At 62.3% G+C, this 3,288-nt stretch carries 3 protein-coding genes; all 3 read left to right on the top strand.

Annotation, left to right across the window (positions count from 1 at the left end; genetic code table 11):
• The first annotated feature begins 396 nt into the window (after window positions 1–396).
• The 3 genes from AC0L3N_RS33685 to AC0L3N_RS33675 are packed head-to-tail and all read left to right on the top strand — an operon-like array spanning window position 397 to window position 3,196.
• Window positions 397–1,260, top strand: coding sequence for a site-specific integrase (locus AC0L3N_RS33685; RefSeq protein WP_473551981.1), 864 nt, complete (start codon window positions 397–399; stop codon window positions 1,258–1,260).
• Window positions 1,261–1,274: 14 nt separating this feature from the next.
• Window positions 1,275–2,198 carry a tyrosine-type recombinase/integrase gene (locus tag AC0L3N_RS33680; protein WP_473551979.1) on the top strand — a complete coding sequence of 308 codons (924 nt, stop codon included), beginning with the start codon at window positions 1,275–1,277 and terminating at the stop codon, window positions 2,196–2,198.
• Window positions 2,195–3,196, top strand: a complete 1,002-nt coding sequence (locus AC0L3N_RS33675) for a tyrosine-type recombinase/integrase (protein WP_473551978.1) — start codon at window positions 2,195–2,197, stop codon at window positions 3,194–3,196. Before AC0L3N_RS33680 ends, AC0L3N_RS33675 begins: the two co-directional genes overlap by 4 nt.
• Window positions 3,197–3,288 lie beyond the last annotated feature (92 nt).

Genomic DNA, 3,288 nt, shown 5'->3' with positions numbered 1-3,288 from the left:
CTGCAGGATCGGCATAGATTAGGGTCTCTCCGTCGCGATTGGCGCGAAGGAGAGGACACATGAACGCAAGTGACTATCTGCAACGCAGTACACTGTATCGGAAGCTGATCCACGGGCCATATGGCGATTTTGCACGCGTTTATGCGGGCAGATTGTCGGACGAAGGCTTCGGTCGTCGGTGCACCTGGCGATCGCTCAGCCTGTTTCGAGACCTGATGAATTGGCACGTTGGCAACGGGCACGATCCCCGGGATTAGGCGAAGCCCACGTTGAGCAGTACCTTGAGCACCGCTCGAAGCACTGGAGCATCAACGCGGAGGCGCTTGCTTTCCGCATTGCGAGATGAAGGCTTAGTTCCGGCCGCGCCTCCAATCGCGCCCACGGAGCACGAGCAGATTGTTGAGGCATTCGCGGCCTATCTCACGGGCGAGAGAGGACTGGCCCTCACCACGGTGGAACGTCACAAGCTCCTCGCGCATCGGTTTCTGCAGGAGGCCGGCGGGCGCAGACGAGTTCGCGGCGCTCACTCCAGAGATCGTCATCGGCTATGTCGAGCGACATGCTCTCGATGGCTCCGCCGACAGCGGCAAGGCAATGTGCGGGGTGGTGCGCGCCTTCCTGCGCTATTTGCATGTGAAGGGCTTCATTTCGGTGGCCTTGGCCGATTGCGTGCCATCAATACGTCGCTGGCGGCTTGCTGGCCTGCCAACCTTCCTGCCGCCAGAGAAGGTCCAACAGGTTCTCGATGCCTGCGATCGGACCACGGCAATGGGGCTCCGGGACTATGCGGTTCTGATGGTCCTGGCCAAGCTTGGCTTGCGCGCCAGCGAGGTTGCGGCGCTCAGACTTGACGATATCGATTGGCAGTCGGGCAGTATCCTTGTCCATGGCAAGGGACGACGGCAAGCGGCGATGCCGCTTCGCCACGATGTCGGCGCAGCTATCGTCGCGTATATCCGGCACGGGCGACCGGCTTCAGCGTGTCGTCGGCTGTTTTTGCGGATGCTTGCCCCGCACGTCGGTTTTGCCTCCGGCTGCGCCATCACGATGATTGCAAAGGAGGCGCTCGAGCGGGCAGGGATTGACGGCTATGCACACCACGGCGCCCACCTTTTTCGCCACAGCCTCGCGACCGACCTGCTGCGGTCGGGGGCCAGCTTTGCCGAGATCGGCCAATTGCTTCGCCACCGGAGCATCGACAGCACAAGAATCTATGCCAAGCTCGACATCGAGAAGCTGCGCGAACTGAGCCTGCCCTAGCCGGGAGGCGTCGAATGAGCCGGCTTCGAACAGCGTTCGAGCGCTATGTGGGCATGCGCCAGGGGTTGGGATACAAGTATCACGGACCCGCCGGACGGTTGTCGGATTTCGTCACCTTCATGGAAGGTCGCGGCGCCGAGACCATCACCGCAGCGCTGGCGATGGAGTGGGTGACGTCGATCGGCCGGCAACCGAGCTGGTCCATCCGCCTGACCGATGTGCGCTGCTTCGCTCAGCACCTCGCTCATTTCGACCCCATGACGGAAGTGCCACCTCAAGACGCCGTGCCGGCGCCGCGGCGGGCAAAGCCCTACATCTATAGCGATGCCGAGATCACGGCGCTTCTGGCGGCGGCACTGTCGCTGCCGCCGGCCAACGCCCTGCGTCGCTGGACATATCATTGTCTGTTCGGATTGATAGCGGTCGCCGGGCTACGCCATTCCGAAGCGCTCGACCTGCGCCGAGACGACGTCGATCTCGACCAAGGTATCCTCACCATCCGGGAGACGAAGTTCGGCAAGTCGCGGCTGGTCCCGCTCCATGCCACGACGGTCGCCGTGCTGTCGGACTATGCCGCGCGACGCGACGCGCATCTCGTCGCGCCTCGTAGCCCCCATTTCTTTGTCGCCGGGCAGGGCGGCAGATTGCTGCACCAATACGTGCACCGGGTGTTCTGGCAGCTGTCGCGACAGATCGGTCTGCGGCAGCGGGGGCAGCGCAATGGTCCGCGGATTCACGATCTTCGTCACCGTTTCGCCGTCCAGGCCCTGACCAACTGGTATCGTGCGGGCGAAGATGTCGAGCGGGAACTGCCGGTCCTCTCGACCTTTCTCGGCCACGCCAATGTTCGCGACACCTACTGGTATCTATCCGCCGCGCCGGAACTGATGACCCATGCGGCGCGACTGCTGGATAAGCGGTGGGAGGTTCGCTCATGAGCGCCTCGAACGATCTGGCCGTGCTGATCGAGCGGTGGTTCACCGATCGGCTCATGCGACATCGAGGCGTAAGCTCCAACACCATCGCCTCCTATCGCGACACCTTCCGGCTCCTGTTTGCATTCGCGCAGACACGCCTTGGCAGGTCTCCGTCGCAGTTGACACTGCGGGATTTGGACGCGCCTTTCATCGGCGCATTCCTGGAGGACCTCGAGACACTGCGATCCGCCTCAGTGAGGACCCGGAACCTCCGCCTCACGGCCATTCGGTCTTTCTTCAGATATGCGTCGTTCGAGGAGCCGGCCCATAGCGCTCAGATTCAACGCGTGCTCGCGATCCCGAGCAAGCGATGCGACAAGCGACAGCTTCAGTTTCTCACCAGGCCCGAGATTGAAGCGATCCTGGCCTGTCCGGATCGCAGCACATGGCTGGGACGGCGTGATCACACTCTGCTGTTGCTGGCCGCGCAAACGGGGTTGCGGGTCTCGGAGATCATCGATCTCGACCGGGACTCGGTGATGCTGGGGCACGGTGCCCACGTGCGATGCGTTGGCAAGGGCCGCAAGGAGCGAAGTACGCCGCTCACCAAGGTTGCACAGCAAGCCCTTCGGGGCTGGCTCAACGAGCCCAGGAAGCGGGGTGCAACGGCTCTCTTTCCGAACATGCACGGCGGCAAGCTGAGCGCCGACGGCGTGCAGGCGCTGCTGAACAAATATGTCGCCAAGGCTCGCGAACACTGCGTCACCCTCCGCTCGAAGCGGGTGTCGCCCCATGTTTTGAGGCACAGCACTGCCATGGAGCTGCTGCGGGCGGGCGTCGATTGTTCGGTCATCGCCCTATGGCTGGGCCATGAGGCGATGGAAACGACGCTGACCTATCTTCACGCACATCTTGAGCTGAAGGAATCCGCGCTTGCCAAGCTGAAGCCATATGAACGCCGAAAGGCCGAACGATTTCGACCAAACGACTGGCTTCTGGAATTCCTGAACGCCCTTTGAACGAGAAAACTATGCCGAGTTGTCAAGCGGTTTCGGTCGAAATGGCGGGCAAAGCGCTTCATACCGCCATGATCGGAAGAGGCGCTCTGCAT

The sequence above is a fragment of the Mesorhizobium sp. WSM4807 genome (assembly GCF_055811615.1).
This window is presented reverse-complemented; position numbering and strand designations above follow the sequence as displayed.